General features: G+C 50.0%; 21 protein-coding genes. 13 read left to right on the top strand and 8 right to left on the bottom strand.

Going from position 1 to position 22,853, the window contains the following annotated elements:
- The first annotated feature begins 59 nt into the window (after positions 1-59).
- The gene (locus JSQ97_RS04120; protein WP_038081520.1) at positions 60-1,094 is read left to right on the top strand and encodes a uracil phosphoribosyltransferase; all 1,035 of its coding nucleotides are present in this window, start codon (positions 60-62) and stop codon (positions 1,092-1,094) included.
- Positions 1,094-1,753, top strand: coding sequence for a tetratricopeptide repeat protein (locus JSQ97_RS04115; RefSeq protein ID WP_205074882.1), 660 nt, complete (start codon positions 1,094-1,096; stop codon positions 1,751-1,753). The genes JSQ97_RS04120 and JSQ97_RS04115 overlap by 1 nt, the downstream gene beginning before the upstream one ends.
- Positions 1,754-2,100: 347 nt before the next feature.
- Here the strand turns inward: JSQ97_RS04115 and JSQ97_RS04110 are convergent, their stop codons facing one another.
- From JSQ97_RS04110 to JSQ97_RS04090, 5 genes are read right to left on the bottom strand one after another with little or no spacing between them, the layout of a single operon-like run.
- A complete protein-coding gene (locus JSQ97_RS04110) occupies positions 2,101-3,504 on the bottom strand; it encodes a nucleotidyl cyclase domain-containing protein (RefSeq protein WP_205074881.1) in 1,404 nt (467 codons plus the stop codon).
- A gap of 1 nt (position 3,505) precedes the next feature.
- Positions 3,506-5,101 (bottom strand): motility associated factor glycosyltransferase family protein, encoded by a 1,596-nt coding sequence (locus JSQ97_RS04105; RefSeq protein ID WP_205074880.1) that lies wholly within the window; start codon positions 5,099-5,101, stop codon positions 3,506-3,508.
- Complete coding sequence (locus JSQ97_RS04100; protein WP_205074879.1) at positions 5,098-6,579, bottom strand: 6-hydroxymethylpterin diphosphokinase MptE-like protein; 1,482 nt, start codon at positions 6,577-6,579, stop codon at positions 5,098-5,100. Before JSQ97_RS04100 ends, JSQ97_RS04105 begins: the two co-directional genes overlap by 4 nt.
- 4 nt (positions 6,580-6,583) lie before the next feature.
- Positions 6,584-7,471: a hypothetical protein gene (locus JSQ97_RS04095; RefSeq protein ID WP_205074878.1), complete on the bottom strand. Its 888-nt coding sequence runs from the start codon at positions 7,469-7,471 to the stop codon at positions 6,584-6,586.
- A gap of 1 nt (position 7,472) precedes the next feature.
- Entirely contained in the window at positions 7,473-9,113 is a 1,641-nt protein-coding gene (locus JSQ97_RS04090; protein WP_205074877.1) for a hypothetical protein, read from the bottom strand.
- A 165-nt stretch (positions 9,114-9,278) separates the two neighbouring features.
- Here JSQ97_RS04090 and JSQ97_RS04085 point away from each other — a divergent pair, with 165 nt between their 5' ends.
- The 5 genes from JSQ97_RS04085 (at position 9,279) to JSQ97_RS04065 (ending at position 13,686) form a co-directional block, all read left to right on the top strand.
- Complete coding sequence (locus JSQ97_RS04085; protein ID WP_205074876.1) at positions 9,279-9,839, top strand: FtsB family cell division protein; 561 nt, start codon at positions 9,279-9,281, stop codon at positions 9,837-9,839.
- On the top strand, positions 9,836-10,399 hold the full coding sequence (locus JSQ97_RS04080) for an L-threonylcarbamoyladenylate synthase (protein WP_205074875.1): 564 nt from the start codon (positions 9,836-9,838) through the stop codon (positions 10,397-10,399). The genes JSQ97_RS04085 and JSQ97_RS04080 overlap by 4 nt, the downstream gene beginning before the upstream one ends.
- Positions 10,400-10,421: 22 nt before the next feature.
- Positions 10,422-12,017, top strand: coding sequence for an adenine-specific methyltransferase EcoRI family protein (locus JSQ97_RS04075; RefSeq protein ID WP_205074874.1), 1,596 nt, complete (start codon positions 10,422-10,424; stop codon positions 12,015-12,017).
- A 113-nt stretch (positions 12,018-12,130) separates the two neighbouring features.
- A complete protein-coding gene (locus JSQ97_RS04070; RefSeq protein ID WP_205074873.1) occupies positions 12,131-13,294 on the top strand; it encodes an HNH endonuclease family protein in 1,164 nt (387 codons plus the stop codon).
- A 14-nt stretch (positions 13,295-13,308) separates the two neighbouring features.
- Complete coding sequence (locus JSQ97_RS04065; protein ID WP_205074872.1) at positions 13,309-13,686, top strand: arsenate reductase family protein; 378 nt, start codon at positions 13,309-13,311, stop codon at positions 13,684-13,686.
- A gap of 67 nt (positions 13,687-13,753) precedes the next feature.
- On the opposite strand, the gene JSQ97_RS04060 is transcribed toward JSQ97_RS04065, so the two are convergent.
- Together JSQ97_RS04060 and smpB are read right to left on the bottom strand one after the other, a co-directional pair.
- Entirely contained in the window at positions 13,754-14,623 is an 870-nt protein-coding gene (locus JSQ97_RS04060) for a TP0183 family DNA metabolism protein (protein ID WP_205074871.1), read from the bottom strand.
- Positions 14,623-15,087: an SsrA-binding protein SmpB gene (gene smpB / locus JSQ97_RS04055; protein ID WP_205074870.1), complete on the bottom strand. Its 465-nt coding sequence runs from the start codon at positions 15,085-15,087 to the stop codon at positions 14,623-14,625. The genes JSQ97_RS04060 and smpB overlap by 1 nt, the downstream gene beginning before the upstream one ends.
- A 66-nt stretch (positions 15,088-15,153) precedes the next feature.
- Here smpB and lepB point away from each other — a divergent pair, with 66 nt between their 5' ends.
- Positions 15,154-15,849 (top strand): signal peptidase I, encoded by a 696-nt coding sequence (lepB, locus tag JSQ97_RS04050; RefSeq protein WP_205074869.1) that lies wholly within the window; start codon positions 15,154-15,156, stop codon positions 15,847-15,849.
- Positions 15,850-15,853: 4 nt separating this feature from the next.
- Positions 15,854-17,128 (top strand): radical SAM family heme chaperone HemW, encoded by a 1,275-nt coding sequence (hemW, locus tag JSQ97_RS04045; RefSeq protein ID WP_205074868.1) that lies wholly within the window; start codon positions 15,854-15,856, stop codon positions 17,126-17,128.
- 84 nt (positions 17,129-17,212) lie between these two features.
- On the opposite strand, the gene arfB is transcribed toward hemW, so the two are convergent.
- Entirely contained in the window at positions 17,213-17,623 is a 411-nt protein-coding gene (gene arfB / locus JSQ97_RS04040) for an alternative ribosome rescue aminoacyl-tRNA hydrolase ArfB (protein WP_205074867.1), read from the bottom strand.
- Positions 17,624-17,687: 64 nt separating this feature from the next.
- Here arfB and JSQ97_RS04035 point away from each other — a divergent pair, with 64 nt between their 5' ends.
- From JSQ97_RS04035 to JSQ97_RS04020, 4 genes are all read left to right on the top strand, one after another.
- Positions 17,688-19,421 carry an ABC transporter ATP-binding protein gene (locus JSQ97_RS04035; protein WP_205074866.1) on the top strand — a complete coding sequence of 578 codons (1,734 nt, stop codon included), beginning with the start codon at positions 17,688-17,690 and terminating at the stop codon, positions 19,419-19,421.
- A gap of 3 nt (positions 19,422-19,424) precedes the next feature.
- Positions 19,425-21,326, top strand: coding sequence for an ABC transporter ATP-binding protein (locus tag JSQ97_RS04030; RefSeq protein WP_205074865.1), 1,902 nt, complete (start codon positions 19,425-19,427; stop codon positions 21,324-21,326).
- A 237-nt stretch (positions 21,327-21,563) separates the two neighbouring features.
- A complete protein-coding gene (locus JSQ97_RS04025; RefSeq protein WP_187384654.1) occupies positions 21,564-21,854 on the top strand; it encodes an RNA-binding regulator in 291 nt (96 codons plus the stop codon).
- An 83-nt stretch (positions 21,855-21,937) separates the two neighbouring features.
- Complete coding sequence (locus JSQ97_RS04020) at positions 21,938-22,840, top strand: M28 family peptidase (RefSeq protein WP_205074864.1); 903 nt, start codon at positions 21,938-21,940, stop codon at positions 22,838-22,840.
- Positions 22,841-22,853: the final 13 nt, after the last annotated feature.

The raw sequence follows: 22,853 nt of genomic DNA, 5'->3' as shown, positions 1-22,853 counted from the left end.
GCAGAAGCCGAATGAAAAATCGGCGCGGCTTTGAAATTTTAGGCGATCGCGGAGGAACTATGGCAGGCGATGAAGTTATCTTGAAAGCGGAAGACCTCGACGGGTACTTGACGCGGCAGGATCAAATCGATTTGGATGAGCTCGATAAAATGTACAAAGAAACGATGAAGTCGTTCGATCCTGTAAACAAACAAAAGATCATCGATGCGTTCAACGCGATGGGACACAAAATGCAGGAGATCTGTGCGGGGCACCCGCACATACGCGTCTATTCCTTTGTCACCGAAGAGGGCGCGCACGCCGAAGCGTCCCGCGTCATCTCCAAACTGCGCGATATAAATACGAGCCATCAGGAATTTATCTATTACAGCCAACGCGCGTATGAAATGCTGTTTCGTATGGCGTACACCGATGCGCATTCGTCGAAAAAAAATTATATGATCGTCAAAACGCCCGTAACCTATCCGGTGCAAAATTACGCCGTCCACAAAATACCCGATATCGACTCGAAGATCGAAAACGCCGTGATGTGCGTCATGCTCCGCGGTGCGCTGCTTCCGAGCATGATCATATCGAAAGAGATCGAAGAGTATTCGTCGCACGATTACGTGACGCCCTTTGCGCTTTTTAAGATCAGCCGCAACGATCAAAAATCGGAAGCGGATATGGAATACGTTTTGAATTTGAAAAAATCGTTTTTCAATCTCGAAGAGCTCGACGGAAAGGATTTGATTTTCGCCGACCCGATGAATGCGACAGGCGGCTCTCTCGTTACCGTCGTAAAATATCTGCAGGGGCAGGGCGTCCGTCCGAAATCGATTCAATTCTTTAACACGATCTCCGCACTCAAAGGCAGTATCCGCGTTACGCGCGCCCTTGAAAACTGCACGTGCTATACGTTGTGGCTCGATCCCGCGCTCAACACGTCCGCATACATCATGCCCGGCTTGGGGGATGCGGGTGACCGCTTGAACGGCACGGACGCAAAAGATTCGCCGCGCAATATCATGCAGCTCATCGCCGATTACGGAAGCAATATCGCAGGTTTGTACCGCTCGCAGCTGTACAAAATCGAACAGACAGTGTTGGGTTGATGATGCGGAAAGCGGCCGTCGTTGCAGCGGCATTGTTGATCGTTTCGTGCAAAACGGGTGCGCATTTTCCGATCCCCGGAGAAGGTGCCGTCACTCGTTCATCCCTTGCCGCCGAATACATGGCGATCGCCGATGCATACGCCGAACTTGAAAAATACGATAAAGCCGCTCCTTACTATAAACGTGCAATGCAGGACGAAAGCCTCTATTGGACTGCGATATACAAATTGGGCAGGATGTACGCGCTGTCGAAAAATTGGCCGGAAGCCGAAAAAATCTACAAACGGCTGCTCGAGCGCGACGCTCAAAATGTGAGCGTGCGGATGTCGCTCGCGTACATACAAGCGATGTCGGGCGATCTCGCAGGCGCAAAGGCGGCGTATAAAACGCTCGTCGATGAAAATCCGCAAAACGAAACGGTGCTCGTAAACTTCATCGCCGTTTTGCTCTCTCAAAAAGATACGGCCGGCGCGGAAGAATCTATCGCGCTCTTAAAACAAGGGTTTCCCGAAAGCGCATCCCTTGCCGATTACGAAAAGCGTTTGTCCGATTTGAAAAAGGCGGACGAAGAAAAAGCATCGAAAGGCGGCGAGGATGCGGATGCAAAGGCTGCGGCAAAAGATGAGGTTTCGAACGAAGGTGCTGTTGCAGGGGAATGAAATCGCGCTCAGCTTTGCCTTCCTTAAGATTGCACGGCGCCATTTCAGACGTTCAATTTAAACCTTCCTTAAAATTATACAGCGAGTAAATCTTCAGATTTAAGAGCTGTATAATTCGTGCGCGAGAGCGCACAGTTAATAAGCGATGTTTCGGCTTCGTCCGAAACTCGAAATTAAATTGAACGGCGCTATGTCAGACGTTCAATTTAAACCTTCTTTAAAATTCAACAGTCGAACAAAATATCAATTTTGGAGACTGTTGAATTAGTGCGCGGAAGCGCACACGCACATCTGCGAGTTTTCGGAAGAAAACTCGAAATTAAATTGAACGGCGCTATGTCAGACGTTCAATTTAAACCTTCGATAAACTTGCGGTACTTGTCGGCGTTTGCACGGAATGCAACGATAGGAGAGGCTTCGTCGTGCAATGCATTCTCGAGCGCTTCGCTCGCTTCCTGTATGAGGCGCTTTCCCGGCAGCATACGCACGGAGCGGGACGAGATGCCGATCCCGCATTTCGTTTCCATGTTTTCGCCTTTTATTATTTTGACGATATCTTCTCGAACCCCTGCGGCCATTTCGAGTGCGCCGTCGACGGTCGTATCGAGTTTGATTATCGAAAATCCGTCGGTCATATATTCGAAAAGCAGATCGTTCGATTGAAAGCGTTCGAAAAGGTATGCACATATTCGCTTTGACGCGTTTGAAGCGAACGAGAGGTTCGGGATCCGTATCATAAACAGTGACAGATCCCGTTCCGAAGATGCCGCCCGTATCAATTCACCGTCGAGTCTCGCTTCGAGACCGTGCGCCCTGCCGAATCCGGTGAGGGGCGAAAAGCGGTCTTCCGAATCGTTTTGCGCTTCGTCCGCTTCTTCCAAAAACGGCGTTTCAGGCGGAGTGTATGCCGTTTCGCCGTTTGGCTTTGCATCGTTTTCGAATCGGCCGTAGGATATTTTTTCCGCATCGTCCCCGACTGTGCCGCCGGACATTTTTAAGTGCGCGGCTGCATCCCGCCGCATAATTTCTTCTTCCTCAAATACATCGTCCGTATCGGGCAATGCGGCATCCGGTACGGATAAAGCGCCGTACTTGTTTTTGTTGTCCGCTGCGATCGTATCGTCCGTCGGAAATCCGTCGTCGATCGGAAGATCGTCATCGAAGGGGTAGAGGCCGCTTTCCGCCGGCGCGAGGGGGGCATCATCGTATGCCGCTTCGGGGATAAGATCGATATCGTCCGACGCTGCGTTTACGGGATTTGCAAAATGCAGATACAGCAATAAGACGAGCGTAAATACGGTAACGGCAAGTATGACGATAAACGAAAAGCGTGCATAGTAAAAGACGGAAACGGGACGGATGAGATACATCGATGCCGAAAGAATGTAGGTGTCGTCTCCCGCTTGAAAACTGCTCGAATGCATTTCGCAAAACCGAGATGTGTGCACCGACGAAATATCGCCGTTTTGCGGATAGACGAAGAGAATGCCCGACGTATTTTTTAAAGTGATAAAAGCGTAGTCGTCGTACGTGCCGCACGCTTTTACGAAAGCGTCTCGGAAGTCGGGAGACGAATCTCCGTAGCGTGAAAGCGCGCTTCGGGCTGCTGCGGCGAGGCTGTCGAATGTACGACCGGTGCGCTCTCTTCCGGTTGCGTATTCGCAGCCGAGTTTGTAGCACAGGAATATGATTGCCGCCGCAAAGACGGCGGATATGACGATCGAATAGACGGTAATGCTTTTACGTTTCATATTATCGAGTATATCTCAGAATCTCTACGTATGCAAGTTTCAAGAGTTCGGGAAAATCTTTGCAGGCGTTTTCGTTTTTTGATTTCCGAAGAGAAGCGACGGCGGGAAACAAGGATGCGATTGCGGGATCAAAATCGGGATATGAAAGTTCCTGTACGGAATGCGAAAAATCGGTTTTGAAAAATGCGGCGAACGACGCCATATCGAATGAAGTGCAAAAGCGCAGCGGAGAGGGTGTTTCTTTTGCGCGTGCGCGGTAGAAAACGCCGTCACGGTCGATATGCGTACAGTATTTTGCGAGGTGCGATTCGAATGTTTTGCGGTATGCGCCGAGCATCTCCGTCGTGCGGGAACCTGCGTTTTGAAAAAGTTCGGTGCGGAACATAAGCGCGTCGAATGCCGTTTCCGCCGAACGGGTACGTCCGCTTTCGGCGTTGTAGAGCGAGTCGAGGTAGGTGCCTTTCATGTACGGTTTTTCCGAATACGAAAAATCCGCTCCGCAGACGGTGATGTCGGAAAAGCCCGCTTTGAGCGCAAAGTCGAGCGCGGCGACCGTCACCGTTCCCGCTCCCGTCGCGACGTGCGGAAAGGGTGTACCTCTTTTGCGTTCCGAAAACCGCGATGCGTACTCGGCAAGCGGATGACCTGTTTGAACGAAGGCGATTCTGCCGCCGGATTTTTTAATAAAACGCACTGCGCTCGGATGAGCGCACAAGTCGAATATGAAGAGCGTTCGATACCGTTCCGTTTCGGAGAAAAAATGTTCCGCCGACAGGATTTGACCGTCGATCGACACGACGGCGTCGCATCCTATGCCGCGCTTTGAAAAACTTCGGTATGCGGTATCGGTTGCAACGATATAAAAATCATTTCGCTTCTTTTCGATATATGAAATCGCTTTGTCGAGCGAAGGTCCTGCCGCCGCGATGAGCGCCGTTTTGCCGCGAGGGGCGGTGAAAGACGCATCGTTTTGCGCATCGCCTGCTTCGGTGTATTCATCGTCTTCCGTGCGGGATTGCGCATCAGTCGGTGCGTTTCCCGTTCCTGCAGATTGCGTGCCGATTTGAGCGAGGTTTGCGATGATATTGCGCTGCCAGATTTTTCCGAAGTGCGTTTGGGCGGAATAATCGGCTGCAATCGCTCTCGCCGCGCTTGTCGTTTCGGCTCGAAAGACTTCAATGCCGTCTTTGTTTTCGTTCGCCCACGAAGGCGTTTCGATGATCGAAAGCGCACCGTAAAACACGGGTACGTAAAAGCCGAGCATCGTGTCGAAGATTTTTTCAAGGGGAAAGATGCGGATGCGCTTGTCCGAAAGCAGATCGCTAAAGACGGGGATACGCTTCAAAAAATCGATGTCGTCCTGCGAGTTTTCCGCAACGAGGATGATAGAGCCGGGAAAGCGTTTTTTGAGTGCGTGGATAAAGTAGCCGCCGCCCGCTCCCGCGACGATAAAAAACTTCGATTTCTTTACCCGCGAAGCCGCCTGTTCCGCTTCTTTTTCCGGATCGTAGCGCGAGTGCATGCTTTTGCCGTTGTAAAAAAGAGGGACGGGGCTTCCGTTTTTCGCGGCGACGATCGATGAAAAAAGCACCTTCATCCTATTATCCTCGCTATCTTTTTCGACAGCGCATCGCTTTTTTTTGCAAGCGTTTCCGCTTTGCTTTCTTTCTTTTCCGCATCCGGTTCTCTCTGTCGCGAAACGTATTCCGCGGGAAAAATTTCGTGAAGCCATGCGTCGCTTCCTGCGTGCAGCTTTAAAAAGTCGCGTGCGGCTTTTTGTACGGCATCTTTTTTCGGAAGCGCTTCATCTGCGATGCGCGGCAAGATTCGTTGCTGCGAAAGCGATCGTTCAAAAAAAGCGGCATCGACATCGGCGATCGCGCCGAGCGTATTTGAAAAACGGTAATCGTGCGCGAAGCGGTATACGTTTTTTACCCGCGCTTTCGGAAGCGATCGAAACCATTTCCGGTAGAGTTCAAGCGCACCGGAGGTAAAGCGGGAAGCGCTGTTTTTCGTTTCGTTCGGATATGTTTTCATGTAGGACGCGGCTTCTTCTTCTTCGAGTACATTCGGCTGAGCGTGCTGCAAGCCGGAAGCGGGCGCCATATCGAGTCCGCACAAAAAAACGCTCCCGTCCGTTATGCTTCGCGCAAAGTCGAGCGCGCTGCCGCTGACCGTGCCGTTTCGTTCGATTTTCATTGAAGGGATGCCGCACGCTGCAAAAAGGCTTGCGGCAAATCCGTCGCCGTATGACAGCGGGATGATGTCGCAGGCCGATAAAATATCTCCGCTGCACGAAGCTTCTTGGGCGAGCGCAAGCGGTATGTGCGGAAAACGCGACAGCGGCGACAAGTGCGCTTTTGCGTAAAAGCCGCCGTCGGTCGCGATGCAGACATCGGGGATGATTCCGTATGCAGTTAAAACCGAAAGAGCCGATGATGCGGCGATGAGAAAGTACGACGGTCGAAACTGCGCGAGATAGGGGAGTGCGCTTTTGAGGCTCGGCCCTGAGGCTGCGACGACGACGGGAGATGAGCCTTTGACGATGCGCCGCGCGCGTTCTATATGCCTGCAGATAAAAAACGCATTCGCTATCCAGCGGGAGGCAAAACAGCTTCGCGTAAAGAGGACGTCGCGTCCCTTATCGACCGCATGTTTTATTTCCCGCCAAACGGCAGCATCTTTTTCGGGAAATGCACGTGCGGACGGCTGCCACGAAGCGAAAAGAGCGGAGCACAAACCTTCTTCGCCGAGTCTGTCGAAGAGCGTATCCGAAAGCCCGAGCGCACTTTGTGTCGCATCGAAGACGATATCCCACTGTTTATCCGCTTCGGAAAAATCCGGCACATAGCGTACGGCGACGAGGACGGCAGCCGGAAAGCGCTTTCTGAAAAACTGCGCGCAATACGATAGGGCGGGTTCGGTGACGAGGACGTACTGCGGATTGAAAGGAGGCGACATAGCATCGACGAAGCGTTCGGCTTCTCGTTCGGGATCGTATGATGAATGGAGATTCGTGCCGTTTGCGGCGCAGGACGAAAGACCGCTTTTTGCGGTAAAAAAGCGTATGCCCAAGGCATCAACCTTCGGCGGTAAATCGTTCGATGTCTTCGGTTGTGTGCGCCGTGCCCGCTTTGATGAGCATAAGCGATTCCGCCGCCGCGTCGAGCAGGGGAGTGAGCGCTCGGCTTACGTGAAATTGTAAAACGGCTTCGTCGAAATCCGTATGGCAAAAGAGGACTATATGCAGTTCGCCGTTTTTACCTCTGCGGCAGACATTCGGAGCGCCAAAGGAGCGTTCGAGTGTGTCGGCCGCATCCGTGTAGATCGCGCTGAAAAGCCGGTCTTTGATGGGTTCGCTTTTCGGCGCATATGAAATGAGTATCCTGTTTATGGCGATTTTTGTCGAAAGCAAAAAGAGCGTTGCGTTTTTTTCCTGCAAAAGCGATGCATCGACGGAAACAAGCGATTCGTTGTTACTTCGGTCATCGCCTGCGTTTCCGTTTTTAATAAATTTTTCGAGGGGGATTTTTATCGCTTCGGCGGGAGGAACTGAGGTTTCTCCGGTAAAATCCGCTTTCATAAAAATCGCATCGGATGAGAGGCGGAAAAAATGAAGACATGAAAGCCGCTCCCGTATGCGCGGGGAAAAAAGCTGGTAAAACGCGGTGAGGCTGCCCGCCGACTTTGAAAAACTTTTTACGGACTCATCTTTGCCGATCGTACCGTCCCAAAAATCGGAAGAGGAAACGGAAAGAGCGGCGCTTGCCGCATCGAACCCCGTACACGAGCTCATCGCAAAACTGCCGTCGGTCATTTGAAAGACGGCACCGTGTCCGATGTCGAAAGCTCCGCACAGATCCGAAAACGAAGCGTACGATGTTTTTTGTGCACGCGGAGCGGCTGCGGCTAAAAGACCGGAAGTTTTTTTTACCTGTCCGCCCGAAACGAGGCTGAGCAAGCCCATATTATGCCAATCCCAAATCCGTAAACAGCTTTTTATACGTCGCGAATTGTTCGGAACGCGCGAATTCGACGATCTTTTCTTCAGGCAAATCTTCGAGCAGCTGATCCATGTACAGGAGGACAGATTTGATTTCTTCGGTCAAATTTGCAGGCAGACTTGAAGCTGCCGATCCGGAAGAAGGAGCCGCTTTTGCCGAGGGTTCTTCGGCGTCCGTAAAGGCGACCTCTGCAGGAGTGTCTTCCGACGAAACGGCATCCTCTTTGAAAAAATCGTCCGTCGCTGTCGCATCGGAATCGGTTTTGAAAAAATCATCCGTCGTTGTCGTATCGACCGTCGTCGTATCGGCTTGGAAAAAGTCGTCAGCAGGAACTTCGGGCAATTCCGTTTTTGCAGGCTGATTTTGCACATCCGCGACAGGCTCGCTCGGTACGGTTCCGGCTAAGATATCGTCGACTTTCGGGATCGCCGTCTCTTCGGGAATCTCGACATCTTCACCGGGAAGTTCTTCAAGTTCGGCTTCTTCGGGAATCTCTTCAAGCGATGCTTCTTCTTCGGAAGCGCTGTCGAGTTCCGCCGGAAGTTCGGGGATCGCATCGGATTCCGGAATAAAAAAATTGTCCGCCGAAAATTCTTCCGCAGGTTTTTCCGCAGCGGGGCTGTCGGGGACGACGGGGAGATCGACCGCTTCAGCGCTTTCCGCAGGGGTTTTTATATCTTCTGTGAGTGCGTCGACTTTGCTTTCATTGTTCAAAAAATCGGCGCTGCTCATGATATTGTCGAGCTCGTCGCCCGAAAGCGAAATCGTTTCGTCTTCATCCAAATCGCTGAAAAATCCGCCGACCTGCGTTTCCGCTGATTGGGTTCCTCCGCGCGATTTCAATTCGGCCAATTCCGTTTTCAGCGTCGAGATTTCGTTTTTCAATCCCGAAAGATCTTCGACGATTTGCCGCAAAAGATCGTTGCTTTCGGTATGCGGGGAAGACACGTTGTCCATGAGCGATTTCGCTTCTTCGTCGAAGCTGTCGGGGACGGCGTTTGTCTGTGCGGAGGGAACGGCTCCGTCATCGGCGGAAACAGTGAGATCGTAATCGACGCGCGGCGCTTGCGCTCTTGAGGGTGCCGCACTTCTTGTCGAAGCTGCATCCGACGGCGCTTCATCGGCGCTGAAATCGACCCCGAAATCCGACAAGTCGACGTCTTCGGTGACTGCCGCTTCGGGAGACGATGCCGTATTGTCTGCGGCAAAAGTCGTATCGAGCGATTCGGGAAGTTCGGGGAGGACGGCATTTTCTTCGTTTGCGGCAGGAACGGGAAACGGCTCGGGATCGATTTTCGTATCTTCCGTGCCGAAAAAATCGGGCATGGCTTCTTCGGGCGGAGCGGGCGTTTCCAGCGTATCGTCCGGAACGGGAGGTTCGGAAAAACCGTTGTCGAGAAAATCTTCGATGGCGACGTCTTCGAGCGCAGGCGTATTGTTTTGCACTTTATCGATTGCAGTTGAGTCTATATCGGAAAAATCGGGCAGATCGACGTCGAAATCAAAATCATCATCGCTTGCGGGTTTTTGAGATTCCGATTCGGGAGCCCGCTTTACCCAGACGCCGTAACTGTCGAGTTCGTTTTTGTTATCGGTAGTTGCCATAGCATTCCCCTCTGTATTCAGAGATACATAGTTTATCCGTTATAGTATCGGCATAAAAGCTGCAAAAAAATAGTGCACCGCTTTGATAATTCCGCCGTTATTATCGGAATAGTATATCACATATTTCCGTTTCAGAAAATAGGTAATTACACCGATAAAAACAATATGATGCGGATAAAAACGCTTTCGGCTTTCTTTGCCGGTACTCTCGTATACGTGCTTCTTTCGTTTTTTGCGGGGAGGGACGGTATCATAGCATACGATCAGCTGCAGAAACAAAAACGTGTGATAAGCAGGCAGACGGCTCTCATTCAAAAGATACATGACGAACTTTCTCTCGAACGCACAGCCCTCGAAAAGGATAAAGACGTTATCGCAGCCTATGCGCGCAAGCTCGATTACGTGAGCGAAGGCGAAAAGCTCGTAAAAATCACCGGATTGCGGCCGTACGAAGCGGCGCTCTACGATACGGGAACCGTCATTCGGAGAGTACCGATAACCTTTGTGAGCGAGCGGACGTGCAAAGCCTGCGGCATCGCGTTTTTTGCGCTTACATTCGTGCTCTTGTCGCTTGTCGGAGAAAGCGGAGATGTTATGGCGCGAAGAAAAAAATCACAAACGCTGACCGAAGTGCGCGCCGAAAACGAAGCGGGACGCGTCGGGATGCAGAGTGCGGGATCGAAGGCAAGTATACATTATGCATCCTTTAGCGGCGGTACGCCGTGACGGTACAAAAAACAGACGAAAAGGCGTCTTCGCTCTGTATCGATTTTTTAAAGCGCGGAAAAATCGTTATTTTGCCGACGGACACCGTATACGGTTTTTCCGCTATCGTCGAAAGCGGCGAAAAAACATTCCGAACCGAAGAGAAAATACGGGCGATCAAGGGCAGAGACGAGGGAAAGCCGTTTATACGCCTCATCGCGCATCCCGATGAAATCAGCCTTCATGCAAAGGACGTCGTGCCCGCCTCTCTCCTTGCAAAGTGGCCGGGCGCGCTCACGATCATCGTCAACGACAGAGCGGGGGGGACTGCGGCGTACCGTTGTCCCGGAGACGCGTGGCTGCGGGCGATCATCGCAGAAAGCGGTCCCGTCTATTCTACGAGCGTCAACAAAAGCGGAAAACCCGCGCTCGAAAAAATTGCAGACATTGTCGAAACCTTCGAAAGCGATGTCGATTTAATAATTTCATCGGGCGATACGGAAGGCGCTCTTCCATCGACCATCGTCGATATAAGTTCGGGCACCCTCCGCGTACTGCGTCAAGGCGCCGTACGGGTGTGATTTACGGAAGGCGAAATCGATTATGGCAAACGAAAATTTACACAATGCGAAGATTGCAAAAAACGACGAATTCTATACGCAATATGCCGACATTCAAAAAGAGGTGAACGCATATATCGAGTATGATCCCGATGTATTTAAAAACAAAACGATCCTTCTTCCGTGCGACGATCCCGAATGGAGCAATTTTACCAAATTCTTCGCGCAGAATTTTGCTGCGTTCGGATTGAAAAAACTCATCAGCACGAGTTATGCCGTTGAAAGCAAAAAAATACCGGGCGATTGGCAGCCGACATTATTTGAAACGGAAAATCCTTTGTTCGATGCGAGTAAAACCAAAGTGAAGGGGAAAATTTTTACCCTTACCGCCGATGAAAATAAAGACGGCAAAATCGACATAGACGATTTACAATGGTCGTATATGAAAGGAGACGGCGACTTCAGAAGCGATGAAGTAAAACAGCTGCGGGAGGAAGCGGATATTATCATCACCAATCCGCCCTTTTCTCTGTTTCGCGAATTTTTGGCATGGATCGTTGAAGCCGATAAAAGTTTTTTGATTATCGCCAATATGAATGCGATTACCTATAAGGAAGTTTTTCCATTAATAAAAAATAATAAAATTTGGCTTGGCAATGGCTTTAATCATGGTAATGCATATTTTAAGATAATGGCAGCTTATCCTAAAAATTATGCGAACGGTGTATATGATGAGCAAACAGGATTGGTAAAATTTCGTAATGTGTGTTGGTTCACCAATCTCGATCACGGTCGCCGCCACCAGCCGCTCAGTCTCATGACGATGGCCGACAATATTAAATTCAGCAAGCACAAAGAAGTTAGAGGGATCGGTTATAAAAAATACGATAATTACGATGCGATCGAAGTCCCTTTTACCGATGCGATCCCGAGCGACTATTTCGAAGATATGGGCGTACCTATTTCATATCTCGATAAATATTGTCCCGAACAGTTTGAAATTGTAAAATTCCGTAAAGGAGACGACGGTAAGGATTTGACATATACGACAGATGTTGGCACATCCGTTGCAGAGAGAGAGAGAGAGAGAGAGAGAGAGAGAGAGAGAGAGAGAGAGAGAGAGAGAGAGAGAGAGAATTACCCCGTACTTCCGCATCATCATCAGGCGGAAGATGTAACGGCGTTATGGGAGTCCCCATCAGCTTCCTCGACAAATACTGCCCGGAACAGTTCGAAATCTTGTGGACAACAGACAGAGGCGGAGATGGATATTTGGACGAATTCAAAAAACCGCATGAAAGATACGATGCTCCGGTCATCAACGGACAAGGACTCTATAAGCGCATTTTCATCAAACACAAGATGTAACGGTATAATGGGCGTACCGATCAGTTTTTTGGATAAGTATTGTCCGGAGCAATTTGAGATCGTGGGTATGTGTGAGAATGAAGATTTATATAAGTTGAAAACAAAAGTGTATTCAACTGAAGAATGTAAAGACGCATATTTCCGAAAATTTGCTAAAAAAGGAACATACGACTTAAATGCAAGCGGTGTCATTGTCGAAGCTGACGGGCACTTAGAGAAAGTCTATCAAAGACTTCTTATCCGACACAAACAGCGAACATATCAAAATTAAAAAACAACATTGCATTTTTGTTGCTTTTATATCATAGTAGTAATGGGTACCTCGAAAAACTCGTTGAGGCAGTCCGCCGTTTTATCTCAATTTAAGGATCGTGGAGGTGCGCTGTGAAAACAACATTGAGAACGGATATAACGATAAAAGATATTTGCGAAGGTTTCGTTTACAACGAATACGAAGGGAAGGGACTGTTCGGGCTTGCAGGAAAACTTACCATTCAGCCGGAATACCAGCGCAACTATATTTATGCGGACGGGAAAAAAGATGTTGCCGTTATCGAGTCCGTAATAAAAGGTTATCCGCTCGGCTTGATTTATTTTAATAAAACTTCCGATGGAAAGTTTGAAGTCTTGGACGGACAGCAGCGGATCACCAGTATCGGACGTTTTCTTCGCAATAAGTTTGCGCTCAAAGACGTACATGGAATGGAGCAATACTTCAGCGGTTTGGCCGTCGATCTGCAAAATACAATTCTTAAAACAAAGCTGCTCATTTACGAATGCGAAGGAAGCGAAACGGAAATAAAAGAATGGTTCAGAACGATCAATATTGCCGGCATTCCGTTAAACGAACAGGAACTTTTAAATGCCATTTATTCCGGTTCGTTTGTGACCAAAGCAAAAGAAGTATTCAGCAACAGCCAAAATGCGCGTATTCAAAAATGGAGCGCATATATTTCCGGTTCCGTAAACCGGCAGGACTTTTTGCACACTGCGCTTGACTGGGTGAGCAAGGGCAAGATTTCCGATTATATGGCGCGTCATCGCCATGATAAAAATATTACGGAGATGGAAACATATTTTAACTCCGTGATCGGTTGGATAGACGGCATTTTTATCGATGTAGAAAAAGAAATGTGCGGACTTGAATGGGGACGGCTTTACGAAACGTATGTGAAAAAATCATATGATCCTCAGAAAATTTCTCAACGCTTACACGAATTATACGCCGACTTTTATGTAAAAAATAAAAAAGGTATTTGCGAATATCTGTTGAGCGGTGAAGTCGATAAAAAACTGCTCGATGTGCGAATTTTTGACGAACCGACAAAAAAGTCGGTATATGCAAAACAGACTGCCGCTGCTGAAAAAAGGGGCGTTTCGAACTGTCCGCTCTGTGCTTTGGAAAACTCCGGCAATAAAACAAAAATTTGGAAATTGGACGAAATGGATGCCGACCATGTTTCCGCGTGGAGCAAGGGCGGCGCAACCGACAGCGCAAATTGCCAAATGCTCTGCAAGACGCATAATCGGGCGAAAGGAAACAGGTAGCTAAGGAACCATCAATGATTTTTATTTATTATCCCAAATGCACTACGTGCCTCAAAGCGAAAAAATGGCTCGACGATCATCACATCGATTATATCGGGCGGCATATCAAAGAAGATAATCCGTCTGCAGTCGAGTTGAAAAAATGGCACGGACAAAGCGGTCTGCCGCTTAAAAAATTTTTTAATACGAGCGGTTTGCTGTATAAATCTTTGCATCTTAAAGAAAAGCTTCCCGGCATGACCGAAGAGGAAATGTATCGCCTTTTATCGTCGGACGGTATGCTTGTCAAACGGCCGCTCGTTATCGCCGGTAATAAAGTCCTCGTCGGATTTAAAGAAAAAGAATGGGAAGATATCCTGTGCGCTGCGCGGACTGAAAAAGAGCGGCGCTGAAAAGCGTATATTTGATTAAAGTCGCCGCCTGCAATATCAGCGATAAAGCAGATCGCCGACTTATCGTTCACTTTCGTTTCCACTCGACGCGCACGTCGCCCGAGACGATGCCGCCCTTCGTTTCTACGAGCGTCGTTTTTATGCCCGACAGTGTCGAAGCGTTTTGTACGGTAAGTTTCCACGTGAGGGGAGGCGCGTCCGTCGCTGCGAGGAGGGCGGCTTCGCGCGGCAGTTCGGGAAAAAACGATGCGTTCGATTTTCCCGCCTGTGTTACGGTAACTTCTTTTCCTGCAACCGAAACGGAAATATTCATCGTCGCGCCGTTTTTATAGATGATGAATCCGCGCCCGCCCCGGAGGATGACGATTTTATCGATAGAATCTTCACCGCTCCACGTTCCCGCGATCGAATCGGTCGAGAGAGCAGGACTCCGATTATCGGGTATGTTTGTGTCGTTCGTTCTGTCGGTTTCTTTCGGGCTTCGGTTATTCAAAAGATTTTCGAATATCGACTGCAGAGAGGTTTTCGATTCCATGAGGATTTTATAATACGAATCGTAGGTTTGGGTATACGAATTAATATCGTTCGCATGTATGTCGGCGATGCAGATCGTACAGTCCCACTTTCCGCCGGACGAATCTTTTTTGCCGATGAGCGCATAAAACGCAAGAGGGGAGGCGGCTTTTGAAAAGTCGGGGGTGCCTTGCGCTTTGTACGCTTCGACAAAACCGCTTTGCCTTCTGTCGATAACCGAAATACCCGGCACTTCACCGAGTTGCGTGAGGTAGAGGGTTTCCGTCATTTGGATCATATTGGCATCAGTATCGGACGATATGACGCCGAAAAAATCAACGGAGCGGGAAGATTGGCTTTGAGCTGCGAATGCGGCGAGCGATACGATAAACACCGCCGCAGCACGGCGTAAGGCACTCCTCATCAGCCGTTTATCTCCCTGCGGAACTCTCGCGCGGCTTCCCTGTCCATGTCCCGAGCGCGGATCGTATCGCGTTTATCGTACTGTTTTTTCCCTTTGCAGACGCCGAGCTTTACTTTGACGCGGCCGCCTTTCAAATAAAATTCGAGGGGAACGAGCGTGTATCCTTTTTCTTCGGTTTTCCGCGCGAGGCGCTTTATCTCTTCTTTGTGCAGCAAAAGCCGCTTCGGCCGATCGGGAGAAGGGGTAAACGCCGACGAATATGCGTATTCGGTGATGTGCAGATTTTGCACCCACACTTCGCCTCCTTTGATTTCCGCAAAGCCGTCGGGAAACGAGAGATTGCCCGCTTTTATCGATTTGACTTCGGAACCGTGCAGTTCGATTCCGCATTCGATCGAGTCTTCGATAAAATAATTGAAGCGGGCTTTTCTGTTTTCCGCAATGATCTTTTTTCCGTCAGCCATACCTTTTCCATTATATGAAATAGCCTGTATATTGTAAACTCGCGGCGTTTATGTTATGTTACACGCATGAAGCAAAAGCTGTACGACTATTCTTTCGAAGTAAAAAAGCAGCGCCGACGCACGATCGTTTCGGTGATTCTTTTTTTACTGATAATCTTTGCGGGCATTTCCCTCGTGCGCACTTTTGCCGTTTTTACCGTCCGTTCCCGCTCGGTTTCGATGCAGCCCGATATCCCTTCCGATTCGTGTGCTATATTTACACCGATCGTGAACAATCTTTTGCGGGGCGACGTCGTTATGCTGAAATCCCGTGCAGCTTCTCCTTTGTCCGCTTTTGCAACGGCCGTCGACGCGGTGGCAAGATTTTTTACCGCACAGCAGTATTCGCTTTTTGCAAACGATACGGCAAGGGAGCAGCCTGAAATCCGCCGGATCGTCGCTTTGCCCGGCGATACCATTTATATGAAGAGTTACGTTGTCTTTGTTCGGCCTGCGGGGGACAGTCATTTTCTCACCGAATTCGAACGCTCCGAAAAGCCCTATAATGTACACATCGTTTCCGTGCCCTCCGATTGGGACAGCGCGATCGGCGTTAGCGGCAGCTTTGAAGCGCGCACGCTCGGAAGCGGCGAATACTTTGTGCTCGGCGACAACCGCACGAGCGCCCTCGATTCCCGTTTGTGGGGTGCGGTGCGCCTTGAGGACATAAAAGCGAAAGGGATCGCCGTGTATTTTCCGTTTGCAAAATTCCGCCTTTTCTAAATTCATGAGCGCATCCTTTCCGCTGTACGTGCATATTCCCTTTTGCGTTTCGAAGTGTTCCTACTGCGATTTTTTCAGCGTACCGTGTGCAAAGAAAATCGACGACGAATATATTGCCGCTGTTTTGAACGAAGCGGCATTTACGGCTTCGCTCTGCGATATCGATTCGTGGAAGACGATCTATGTCGGAGGCGGAACGCCGAGCCTGCTTTCCGAAAAGCAAATCGATTTTCTCTTTTCGGGATTGTTAAAAATATCCCGCAAGGTGCCGCTTGAAGTGACGATGGAAGTGAATCCTTCCGACGTAACGGAAAGCTTCCTCGATGCGGCATCCGCTTCGGGTGTGACGCGCATTTCGTGCGGCATCCAATCGTTCAGCGACTCATCTCTTTGCCGCGTGCGGAGGCGGAGCCGCGCGGACGATGTGTATCGGGCGCTTTCGCTTTTTGACAAAAACCGGCCGCACTCGCTGTCGGTCGATATGATTGCCCGTCTTCCCGAAGAAAGCGATGCATCGTTTTCTTCGGGTTTACAGACGCTCCTCTCGTATGCACCCGATCATATTTCGCTTTATTCGCTCACCGTCGAAGAGGGTACGCCGCTTTACGCGGAAATCGAAAGCGGGAAGATCCGGTGCGACATCGATGCGTCCGATGCGCTGTGGATTTCGGGGCGCGATTTTTTGTGCGGCGCGGGATACGAACAATACGAAGTGTCGAATTTTTGCAAAAAAGGCAGCGAGTGCCTGCACAATCTCGCGTATTGGAATCTTGAAAGCTATGCGGGAATAGGAGCCGGTGCGACGGGAACGTTTTACGGAAATGATATGTCGGTACGGCTTACAAACACGCGCGATATCGGATCGTACGTGCAATTTTGGAAAAGCAAAAAAATCGATGCGGACGATTTACGCGCACCTGCCTTTTTTTCGGACGATTTCCGCACGGTACAGGTGCGTGCGGAACAGAGGGAAAAAAAACGTACGGTACAAGTGTGTACGGAGCGCGGCTTCGACGAGCTTCCTTTTTCTGCCGAATATATCGATAAAAAAACGGAAGCCTTCGAATTTTTTATGATGGGACTTCGGATGACGCGCGGCATCTGCCGTGAAACCTACGAAGCGCGATTCGGCGTCTTTCCCGAAAAGGCGGAAGCACTCTTTAAAGCGTGGGAGGGGAGGGGCTTGGCTTTGCGTTACGAAAAAAACGGTTCGCATTTTTATGCGCTTACAAAAGAAGGGCTTTTATTTCTCAACGAATTTTTGGAAGCATTTTTATAAAAGATTATTAAAGAAGACGGAACGCTTCGGACGCGCGGTTCGAATGACGAGCACGGGGAAATGTGATCATTTTCATAATGTCTTTTAATCCCATATTTTTCCCCTGTTCTTTTTAATATCCGCGCGCAGTTTTTTTATCTTCAAGCGGCGTTCTCGCGAAGCCTTTGTTGGGCATGTCGCTCGCCGCTTTTTTTCGATCCGCGCCGCTGCCGCAATTTTCGCTTCGATGCGCGAGAGCGCGATTTTTCTGTTCCGCTCCTGAAAGCGTTCGTCCTGCACGTCGACGGAGATGACGCCCGCGTGTATGCTTTTTGCCAGGCGCTGCATGACAAGTTCCCGTTCCGCTTCCGACAAGCCTTCGATTTTTTCGAGCGCTACGGATGCGTGTACTTTCGTGTTGACTTTGTTTACGTTTTGTCCGCCGGCTCCGCTCGATCGGGCGAATGTCATTTCGGTGTGGAGCGCGATGCTGTCGTGCAGTTTTTGCCTGTCCATACGGCGAGTATAGCACAATCCGCTCTTGTGGTAAAATATTTTTTGCCGTGCTATACTTTCGGCCATGCCGACGCTGAAGAATCTGACCGGAGGACTTGAAAAAAAATATATCGCATATACGTGTTTGTCTCCGTTCACGATGATCGGAGAGGTCGTCATGGAGACGGTGATCCCGTACATCATGTCGCGCATCATCGACGTAGGCATCGCACAGGGCGATATCGCTTATGTCGTGCGTACCGGCGGCATTATGATAGGCTGTGCGATCGTTTCGCTTTTGTGCGGTACGGCCGGAGCCTTTTTTGCGGCTTCCGCCTCTCAGGGATTTTCCCACAACCTCAGGCGAAAGCTTTTTGCAAACGTACAGGATTTTTCCTTTGCCGATATCGATGAGTTCGGAACGGCTTCACTCGTTACACGTCTTACCGTCGACGTGACGAATGCGCAAAACGTGTATCAGATGCTCATCCGCCCGAGCGTGCGCGCTCCCTTTATGCTCATATCGGGTACGGTTATGGCATACGTTATAAATCGCCGCCTCGCTTCGATTTTTCTCGTCTCGATTCCGATTTTAATAATCGCCATCGCCCTCGTTTCTTCGAAAGCGTATCCTCGATTCGGAAAAATGCTTGCAAAATACGATGCGCTCAATACGATCATTCAGGAAAATCTCATCGCGATCCGAGTCGTAAAAGCTTTTGTGCGCGGAAAATTCGAATGCGAAAAATTCGCTTTTTCGGCGGACGCCGTAAGACGTGCGCAGGTTTCGGCGGAAAAAGTTGTTTTGTGGATTTGGCCCGTCATGCAGATGACCGTGTACAGTACGATTATCGCTTCTCTGTGGTTCGGCGGCAATATGATAATTGCAGGCGATATGAAAACGGGAGAGCTCGTAAGCTTTCTTTCGTACATCACGCAGATACTCATGTCGCTTTTAATGCTGGGCATGATTTTCGTTTCGCTCGTGCTTTCCCGTGCGTCGATCGTGCGCATAAACGAAGTGCTCGATAAAAAAAGCTCAGTCGCATCTCCCGATGCCGGACTGAAAATTATTAAAGACGGTTCGATCGATTTTGAAAACGTATCGTTCCGTTATTCCGAGAGCGCAGGCAGCTTTGCCCTTGAAAACGTCAGCCTGCACATTGCAAGCGGTCAAGTCGCAGGCATCATCGGCGGTACCGGCTCTTCGAAGACGACGCTCGTTTCGCTTATTCCCCGCTTGTACGATGTAAGTGCCGGTGCGGTAAGGGTCGGAGGGGAAGATGTGCGACGTTACGATTTGACTTCTCTCCGCGACGGCGCTTCGACGGTGCTGCAAAAAAACGTATTGTTCAGCGGTACGATAAAAGAAAATCTCAAGTGGGGCGATAAAGAGGCGAGCGATGAAGCGATCGTTGCGGCGTGCAAAGCGGCCGATGCCGCAGGTTTTATCGAATCTTTTCCGTTAGGTTACGATACGGTTCTCGAGCAGGGCGGCGTCAATATTTCCGGCGGGCAAAAGCAACGGCTGTGTATTGCGCGCGCATTGTTGAAAAATCCGAAAATATTGATTTTCGACGACAGCACGAGCGCAGTCGATACGGCGACCGAAGCGCGTATACGTTCCGCTTTAAAAACTTCGCATCCCGAGACGACGAAGATCATCATCGCGCAGCGCATTTCATCGGTGCGGGACGCCGACATCATCTTCGTACTCGACGAAGGGAAAATAAGCGGTTTCGGCACGCACGAAGCATTGTTAAAATCGAATGCGATCTATAGAGAAGTGTACGAATCACAGCGGACGGTCGGAGAGTAGGGGATGCCGGAAGCAAGACGATTTGAAAAAAAAGGCTATGCGAAGCCGAAACACGTGCGCTCGACGATAAAGCGGCTCGCGTCTTATATGGCGCAATACAAAGCGCTGTGGATAATCATTTTTATCCTTATCGCCGTAAATGCAGGCTCGAGCGTCGTAAGTTCGTATGCGATAAAACCCGCTCTCAACGATTATATCATTCCGCTCATCGGAAAAAAGGATCCCGATTTAACAAAATTTATTAAAATGCTTGTCCTCGTTTTTGCGATTTTTGCCGCAGGCTCTTTCGCTTCATGGGGCAGTTCTCGTATCATGCTGCATATTTCGTCGGACGTGCTCTTCCGCATCCGACGCGATTTGTTCGAAAAACTTGAAACGCTCCCGATAAAATATTACGATACCCGGACGCACGGCGAAATCATGTCTCGCTTTACGAACGATATCGATACGCTGCGCGATGTATTCAGTCAGAGTTTGGGACAGCTTTTTTCGTCTGCCCTTACCGTCTCAGGCATATTCGCAATGATGATCGTATTGAGTCCCGCGCTCACGCTTATCGCCGTCGCTTCGATCGCGCTCATCATGCTGCTCGCCGCTTTTGTCGGAAAAAAGAGCGCGGGCGCATTCCGCGATCAGCAAAAAAATATCGGACGGGTAAACGGCTATGTCGAAGAGCTTATCGAAGGGCTGCGCGTCGTCAAAGTGTTCAATCACGAACGCGAAGCGATCGCTTCTTTTGCTTCGCTCAACGGCGAACTTTGTGCTTCGGGGATCCGCGCGAATGCTTACGCGGGTATGCTCATGCCGCTTATGGGAAATCTTTCTCACGTTCAGTACGCGCTCGTCGCGGTCGCAGGTGCGCTTTTCGTCATCGGCGGCAAGCTCGATTTGGGTTCCATAGCCGCCTTTTTGCAGTACACGCGAAATTTCAGCCGGCCGATAACGATGATGAGTCAGCAGTTCAACGGAATATTGAACGCGCTCGCCGGTGCGGAGCGGGTGTTCGCTGTTATCGATGAAGCGGGTGAAGCAGACGAAGGAAAACTGTGCCTCGTCAACGCATGCGAAGCGCGCGATAAACTCGGAAAAACGCAGCTCGTGCAGTCTTTCGCATATACCGGCGAATGGGCGTGGAAAGATCCCTCCGATAGGAAATTGATACGATTGCGAGGCGACGTCGCCTTCGATCACGTGAGTTTTGGCTACGATGAAGGAAAAACCGTTTTGCACGACATCCGTATGCGCGCCTTACCCGGACGGAAAATCGCGCTCGTCGGCTCTACCGGCAGCGGGAAGACGACGGTGATAAATCTTTTGACACGCTTTTACGACGTCGCCGAAGATTCTGGCAGCATCACGTACGACGGCATTCCGATCAATAAAATTAAAAAGGACGATCTGCGCCGTTCACTCGGTATCGTGCTGCAGGACACGCATCTTTTTTCCGGAACGATACGCGACAATATCGCTTACGGCAATTTGGAAGCAAGCGATGCGCAGATTGTCGCTGCGGCTCGCCTTGCAAATGCGGACGCTTTTATCCGCAGACTTGAAAAGGGATACGATACCGTCATTTCGGGTGACGGCGGAAATTTGAGTCAGGGGCAAAGACAGCTCATCGCGATCGCGCGCGCCGCCGTCGCCGATCCGCCGGTGCTCATCCTCGATGAAGCGACGAGTTCGATCGACACGAGAACCGAAATGCTCATTCAAAAAGGCATGGACAGCCTTATGAAAGGCAGGACGGTGTTCGTCATCGCGCACCGCCTCAGTACCGTCCGCAATGCGGATGAAATCGTCGTGCTGGAACATGGTACGACTATCGAGCGCGGTACGCACGATGAGCTCATCGCTTCCGGCGGCCGCTATTATCGCCTGTATACGGGCAGCGCGATTTTGGAGTAGGGCGGATGTGTATGCATGTTCGGCTGTCGAAGTACGGCAGGCGAATCGAATCGCATACTTGACACGGTTTATTTTTTCTACTAATTTTAATATGATTCTGGTTCTCTAAAGACAGTTCTGATAAAGCTTTATTTCGTATGAATGTATGTTTCTTCAGATTACGGTATTCAGAAAACGCAGATTGCAGCTGGCATCAGCAAATAAAAAATGCCGTATTCGGCAAGAGGAACATCGTATATGTCCAAAAAAATTTACGTCGGCAACCTTAACTATGCCACAACGGAGGATACTCTGAAAAACAGCTTCGCTTCTTTCGGTGAAGTCGCTTCAGCAGTAATTATTAAAGACCGCTTTACGGATCAGTCAAAGGGTTTCGGCTTTATCGAAATGACGGATGAAGCTGCCGCAGACAAAGCGATCGCCGACATGAACGGCAAAGAGATCGACGGCCGCCGTGTGCGTGTCAACGTCGCAGAAGAACGCCCGCCGCGCCGTCCGAGATTTGATAACGGCGGAGATAGCCGGTAGCCGGTTCGCCGCGTTTTATATCGAAAATCGGAAAGCCGGCTGCAGTGATGCACTCCGGCTTTTTTTTATGCTATACTCGTCTTATGAATTTCCTTTCCGCAGGATTTTCCGACTATATCGCAGACGGCTGCGACAGATGCGCGTTTATCCGCTCCTACCTTGCAGAGCGCGGCGTTGAAAGCGTCGTGATGCCGGTTGCCGGGAAAAATCACGTATATGTAAAATTCCCGACGTCGCAGTATAATCCTCAGTTCAGAATCAAAACGGTGATCGCGCATTACGACCGTGTACCCGGAAGTCCCGGAGCGAACGACAACAGCGCGGCGAATTTTTCTCTCATGGATTGGGCATCTCGCTTGCAGAGCCGCTTCGGTTTTCACAATGTCCGCCTGCTTTTTTCGGACGGCGAAGAATTCTCTTCCGGAGGCGTCGCTTCTCAAGGCGCGTTTTCGCTTGCGTCTCTTTTTAAACGGCTCGGTATCACAAACGACGACGTGTATGTGTTCGACTGCATGGGCCGCGGTACGATCCCGATTCTTCGCAAAACGATTTTACCGCTCTCCGTATCGTACGGATTTCGAATGCGCTTTGCAGCTCTCGAAGACCGCGCCGAAGAGCTTTTGCGCCGTTCGGCTTCGCGGAGATGGCTTACGCTTCCGTTTGCATACAGCGATAACGCGGGTTTTATCGCATGCGGCATTCCCGCCGTCGCCGTAACGATGCTGCCGGAAGACGAAGCGGATACGTATCTTTCATCTCTCATAAAAGAAAAAACTCTTGAAAACTACATTGTCAATCACACCGTCGATGCGAAAAGCGATGCCGAAGCGAAAGAAAAATTATTAAAATTGGAATCGATGGTACCCCGAACGTGGCGGCTGATAAACACGAAAGACGATACCGAGCGGACACTGACTCCCGAAAGCTTTGCCGTTTTCTCATCGATCCTCGATGCGCTTGCCGACGAAAAAACGCTTGTAAGCTGAGATGCCCCACCGA

The organism is Treponema sp. Marseille-Q4523 (assembly GCF_016901105.1).
GTDB lineage: Bacteria > Spirochaetota > Spirochaetia > Treponematales > Treponemataceae > Treponema_D.
The sequence above is the reverse complement of the archived record's forward strand: the minus strand, read 5'-3'. Positions and strand labels throughout refer to the sequence as shown.

Bases quoted from the DNA above. Each gene is read 5' to 3' on its own strand.
- JSQ97_RS04120 (WP_038081520.1), top strand. From the start codon at position 60: ATGGCAGGCGATGAAGTTATCTTGAAAGCGGAAGACCTCGACGGGTAC.
- JSQ97_RS04115 (WP_205074882.1), top strand. From the start codon at position 1,094: ATGATGCGGAAAGCGGCCGTCGTTGCAGCGGCATTGTTGATCGTTTCG.
- JSQ97_RS04110 (WP_205074881.1), bottom strand. From the start codon at position 3,504: ATGAAACGTAAAAGCATTACCGTCTATTCGATCGTCATATCCGCCGTC.
- JSQ97_RS04105 (WP_205074880.1), bottom strand. From the start codon at position 5,101: ATGAAGGTGCTTTTTTCATCGATCGTCGCCGCGAAAAACGGAAGCCCC.
- JSQ97_RS04095 (WP_205074878.1), bottom strand. From the start codon at position 7,471: ATGGGCTTGCTCAGCCTCGTTTCGGGCGGACAGGTAAAAAAAACTTCC.
- JSQ97_RS04090 (WP_205074877.1), bottom strand. From the start codon at position 9,113: ATGGCAACTACCGATAACAAAAACGAACTCGACAGTTACGGCGTCTGG.
- JSQ97_RS04085 (WP_205074876.1), top strand. From the start codon at position 9,279: ATGATGCGGATAAAAACGCTTTCGGCTTTCTTTGCCGGTACTCTCGTA.
- JSQ97_RS04075 (WP_205074874.1), top strand. From the start codon at position 10,422: ATGGCAAACGAAAATTTACACAATGCGAAGATTGCAAAAAACGACGAA.
- JSQ97_RS04065 (WP_205074872.1), top strand. From the start codon at position 13,309: ATGATTTTTATTTATTATCCCAAATGCACTACGTGCCTCAAAGCGAAA.
- JSQ97_RS04060 (WP_205074871.1), bottom strand. From the start codon at position 14,623: ATGAGGAGTGCCTTACGCCGTGCTGCGGCGGTGTTTATCGTATCGCTC.
- smpB (WP_205074870.1), bottom strand. From the start codon at position 15,087: ATGGCTGACGGAAAAAAGATCATTGCGGAAAACAGAAAAGCCCGCTTC.
- lepB (WP_205074869.1), top strand. From the start codon at position 15,154: ATGAAGCAAAAGCTGTACGACTATTCTTTCGAAGTAAAAAAGCAGCGC.
- hemW (WP_205074868.1), top strand. From the start codon at position 15,854: ATGAGCGCATCCTTTCCGCTGTACGTGCATATTCCCTTTTGCGTTTCG.
- arfB (WP_205074867.1), bottom strand. From the start codon at position 17,623: ATGGACAGGCAAAAACTGCACGACAGCATCGCGCTCCACACCGAAATG.
- JSQ97_RS04035 (WP_205074866.1), top strand. From the start codon at position 17,688: ATGCCGACGCTGAAGAATCTGACCGGAGGACTTGAAAAAAAATATATC.
- JSQ97_RS04030 (WP_205074865.1), top strand. From the start codon at position 19,425: ATGCCGGAAGCAAGACGATTTGAAAAAAAAGGCTATGCGAAGCCGAAA.
- JSQ97_RS04025 (WP_187384654.1), top strand. From the start codon at position 21,564: ATGTCCAAAAAAATTTACGTCGGCAACCTTAACTATGCCACAACGGAG.
- JSQ97_RS04020 (WP_205074864.1), top strand. From the start codon at position 21,938: ATGAATTTCCTTTCCGCAGGATTTTCCGACTATATCGCAGACGGCTGC.